5 protein-coding genes are annotated in these 4121 nt (G+C 49.4%); 4 read left to right on the top strand and 1 reads right to left on the bottom strand.

Features of this window, described 5'->3' with window-relative positions:
- The coding region (locus B3180_RS12930; RefSeq protein WP_286844971.1) for a DNA-processing protein DprA at nt 1–335 on the bottom strand (335 nt) is incomplete at its 3' end.
- Nucleotides 336–397: 62 nt separating this feature from the next.
- Between B3180_RS12930 and def the strand changes: the two genes are divergently transcribed.
- The 4 genes from def to trkA form a co-directional block, all read left to right on the top strand.
- Entirely contained in the window at nt 398–922 is a 525-nt protein-coding gene (def, locus tag B3180_RS12925; RefSeq protein ID WP_054488917.1) for a peptide deformylase, read from the top strand.
- Entirely contained in the window at nt 922–1872 is a 951-nt protein-coding gene (fmt, locus tag B3180_RS12920; protein WP_278358509.1) for a methionyl-tRNA formyltransferase, read from the top strand. Before def ends, fmt begins: the two co-directional genes overlap by 1 nt.
- The gene (gene rsmB / locus B3180_RS12915; RefSeq protein ID WP_278358508.1) at nt 1869–3197 is read left to right on the top strand and encodes a 16S rRNA (cytosine(967)-C(5))-methyltransferase RsmB; all 1329 of its coding nucleotides are present in this window, start codon (nt 1869–1871) and stop codon (nt 3195–3197) included. The genes fmt and rsmB overlap by 4 nt, the downstream gene beginning before the upstream one ends.
- Nucleotides 3194–4121: Trk system potassium transporter TrkA (gene trkA, locus B3180_RS12910; protein WP_286844967.1), on the top strand; the 928-nt coding region annotated here is incomplete at its 3' end. The genes rsmB and trkA, both read left to right, overlap by 4 nt.

The raw sequence follows: 4121 nt of genomic DNA, 5'->3' as shown, positions 1-4121 counted from the left end.
TGCAGCCCGCTATGGCTCGCTTTGCGGCTGCCTACAACCGCCACACAGACCCCTTGAAGCAACTCTTTCCGACCTCTGTAGTAGATTAACCAGGGCGGATTGCTGATTGCTTTTAACGATGCCGGGTAATCGTCGCTGAAGTAAGATATAACGCCCTGATAATCACTTAGACACCAGCTCTCAGCGGCTTTCAACCAGCGCGAGTCTACCGGTTTTAGCGATTGCCCCCATCGCTCAAACAGCGTTTGCCAGCTGTCACACTCCCGTGCCGCTTTCTGTACCTTGTTTGATGCGCGTGTCATCCCCATTAATACACATAATTCCTGTGTGTTCACAGACTGTCCTTGACCTACCGATTTAAGGTAAACTAAGGGTAGATGAAGATTTGGAGGTTCTAATGGCAAAAATGACGGTTCTGAAATATCCAGACGAACGGTTACGCAAAGTCGCACAGCCGATTGACAAAGTGGATGACAGCATCCGCTCGGTTATCGATGATATGTTCGAAACTATGTATGAAGAGCAAGGCGTTGGCCTTGCCGCAACTCAGGTCGATGTTCACAAGCGTTTGTTTGTTGCTGACTGCAGCGAAGATCAGAACGAACCGCTGGTGTTTATTAACCCGGAGATAACCGAAGCCGAAGGTCATTTCAAGAATGACGAAGGTTGCCTGTCGTTTCCCGGCGTTTATGCAAAAGTAGAACGTGCGGAAAAAATTACGGTTACGGCTTTAGATAAAAACGGTGAACGTTTCAGTCGTTCGGCAGAAGGCCTTTTAGCTATTTGTATTCAGCACGAAATTGATCACTTAGAGGGTAAACTCTTTGTCGATTATTTATCGCCACTGAAACGCGAGCGTATTCGTAAGAAATTAGAGAAAGAACAGCGTTTGGCTGAAAAGTATGCGGCGGAAGCACAGTAATGCGGATAGTCTTTGCAGGCACGCCCGATTTTGCCGCACAACACTTACAGCAATTGCTTGATGAAGCTCATCAGATAGTCGGTGTTTACACCCAACCCGACCGCCCTGCAGGACGCGGCAAAAAGCCGCAACCGAGCGCCGTTAAGAAACTGGCAGTTGAACACCAACTACCCGTTTACCAGCCAGAGTCGTTAAAATCGGAAGAAGCTCAGTCGGCTTTAGCAGAGCTAAAACCTGACGTAATGGTCGTTGTTGCTTATGGTTTATTGCTGCCGCAAGCGGTGTTGGATATCCCGGCCAAAGGTTGTCTGAATGTTCATGGCTCTTTGTTGCCTAGATGGCGGGGTGCAGCTCCTATTCAACGCGCCATATGGGCAGGAGATTCAGAGTCAGGCGTTTGCATTATGCAGATGGAAGCAGGCCTGGATACTGGTCCGGTACTGCATGAAGAACGATGCGCTATTAGCCCGCAGGAGACCTCCGCTTCGCTTTACCATAAACTTGAAAGCCTTGGTCCAAAAGCGTTAATCACAGTATTAGCAGACCTTGAAAGTTATCAACGCCAGGCCAAACCGCAAAGTGACAGCGAAGCCACCTATGCAAAAAAGCTGACTAAGCAGGAAGGCAAAATAGACTGGACGCAGCCGGCCGCATTTATTGAACGCTGCGTAAGGGCATTTAACCCCTGGCCCATGAGCTGGTGTCAGTCAGACAATTTAAAGGCTCAACAGAATACGATTAAAATTCATGCTGCTGAATTGGTTCAGGGTGCCAGTAACAAAAGGCCCGGAACTATTATTAGCAGCACGCACCAAGGTATAGACATTGTCACTGGCGATGGTCTTTTGCGTATTACCCAGGCACAAATGCCGGGCAAAAAGGTGCAGCCGGCCAGTACGCTGGTTAACGGCTACAGCAACGTATTTAGTCCCGGACTGGAATTACAATGAGTCAGCAGAAGAAATCCGAAGGCAGCGGTCACGGCGCAAAAAGCCGGGCGGCGGCTGCGAGTGCCCTGTTTCAGGTTTTAGAGAAAGGCGAGTCGCTTTCGGCGGCCCTGCCTTATGCAACCAGCAAATTACCCGACGCAGATAAACGTCTTGCCAGTGCGATTAGTTACGGTGTTTTGCGCGTTCTGCCCAGCCTTAATCGCTTGGTTGGCGCAAAATTGGATAAGCCCCTCAAAGGTAAGTTAAAAGTATTGCATTACCTGTTACTGGTTGGTGCCTATCAATTGTATTGCCAACGAATTAAAGATCACGCTGCCGTAAGTGCAACCGTAGAAGCCGCTCGTATACTGGGTAAAAGAAACCATAAAGGCTTAGTGAACGGTATACTGCGTCAGTTATTGCGCGAAGCTCCTTCAGCCGATGACTCACACCAACGTGAGTTACCCTGTGATTCAATGCAGAATCATCCTCGCTGGTTATTTGATGCCATTAACAATGACCACCCCGAGCATGCCGATAACATTCTGGCGGAAAACAACACTCACCCGCCTATGTGGTTACGTGTGAATGAGCGATTTTCCACTCGCGATGACTACTTACGGCAGCTTCAGGATAGTGACATTGCAGCAACGGCTGATGCCAGCGCAATCAATGCAATTCAATTGCATGCGCCCTGTCCGGTAGAGAAACTCCCCGGCTTTGCCCGTGGCCATGTGTCTGTACAGGACAGATCCGCTCAGCTGGCAGCAGACTTTCTAAATGTAAATGCTGCGCATCGTGTACTCGACTGCTGCGCCGCTCCCGGCGGTAAATTACTCCATTTATTGGAACGGCACAGCTTTGAACAACCGGTTCAGGCTATTGATATCGACCCCAAGCGCCTTGAGCGAGTGGATGAAAACCTAGAGCGTGCTGGTTTAAGCGCTGTTATTCACTGTGCAGATGTCGCCACGACCAATGACTGGTGGGACGGCGAGCAATTCGACCGCATACTGCTGGATGCCCCCTGCTCCGCAACCGGTGTGATACGCCGACACCCGGATATTAAATGGTTACGCCGCGCTGAAGACATCAGCGAACTGGCAAAGTTACAGAAGCAGATACTCAGCTCACTTTGGCCACTACTTAAGCCAGGCGGAGAACTGCTGTATGCAACCTGCTCTATTCTGCGTCAGGAAAACCAAACTCAAATTGAGTCTTTTCTACAGCAGCAGTCTGGTGCTAGTCTGATACCTATAACAGCAGAGCATGACACACTGCAATTGCTTCCCGGACAATATGGCGGGGATGGTTTCTTTTACGCGAGACTGAAGAAAGCCCAATGAAAATAATCATACTCGGTGTTGGCCAGGTCGGCGGCACATTGGCAGAAAACCTGGTTGGTGAGCGCAACGACATCACCATAGTTGATACCAATAACGACTTACTGGACGACTTGCAGGACAAATATGACTTGCGTGTTGTCGTCGGTAACGGCGCTCATCCGGACGTATTGCGTAAAGCTGGTGCAGACGACGCAGATTTGCTGATTGCCGTAACCAGCAGCGATGAAACCAATATGATTGCCTGTCAGGTTGCTTATTCCATTTTTAATACACCGAAAAAAATAGCCCGAATCCGTTCTGAAGAGTATATCCGTTATAAAGATCAGCTATTTCATAATCAAGACGCGCCGGTCGATCACATCATTTCTCCGGAACAGTTAGTTACTAACTACATCAGACGGTTAATTGACTACCCCGGCGCTTTGCAGGTTATGGAGTTTGCTAACGGTCGTGCCAGTTTGGTTGCGGTCCGGGCTTACTATGGCGGCAAGCTCGTCGGGCACGCAATTTCTACTCTGCGGGAGCACATCCCCAATATAGACACTCGAGTCGCGGCCATTTATCGTCAGGGCAAGCCCATCCGCCCGACAGGAACCACTATTATTGAAGCCGATGACGAAGTTTTCTTTATTGCAGATACTCGTCATATCAGCACGGTAATGCAGGAGCTGCAGAAGCTTGAAGACAAATACCGACGCATCATGATTGTCGGTGGTGGCAATATTGGCGCAGGTCTGGCTAAGCAGCTGGAAGTTGACCACAGGGTCAAACTGATAGAGCGCTCTGAAGCGCGCGCAGAAGAGTTGTCACAAAGCCTTGAGCACACATTAATTTTCCGCGGTGACGCCTCCGATCAAAAACTGCTGGAAGAAGAGCACGTTGAAGATATTGATGTTTTCATTGCGGTAACCAACGACGACGAAG

It is taken from the genome of Idiomarina sp. UBA4206 (genome assembly GCF_002383015.1).
Lineage (GTDB): Bacteria > Pseudomonadota > Gammaproteobacteria > Enterobacterales > Alteromonadaceae > Idiomarina > Idiomarina abyssalis.
The sequence above is the reverse complement of the archived record's forward strand: the minus strand, read 5'-3'. Positions and strand labels throughout refer to the sequence as shown.

Excerpts from the sequence above, each read along its gene's own strand:
- def (WP_054488917.1), top strand. The coding sequence starts at position 398 with ATGGCAAAAATGACGGTTCTGAAATATCCAGACGAACGGTTACGCAAA.
- fmt (WP_278358509.1), top strand. The coding sequence starts at position 922 with ATGCGGATAGTCTTTGCAGGCACGCCCGATTTTGCCGCACAACACTTA.
- rsmB (WP_278358508.1), top strand. The coding sequence starts at position 1,869 with ATGAGTCAGCAGAAGAAATCCGAAGGCAGCGGTCACGGCGCAAAAAGC.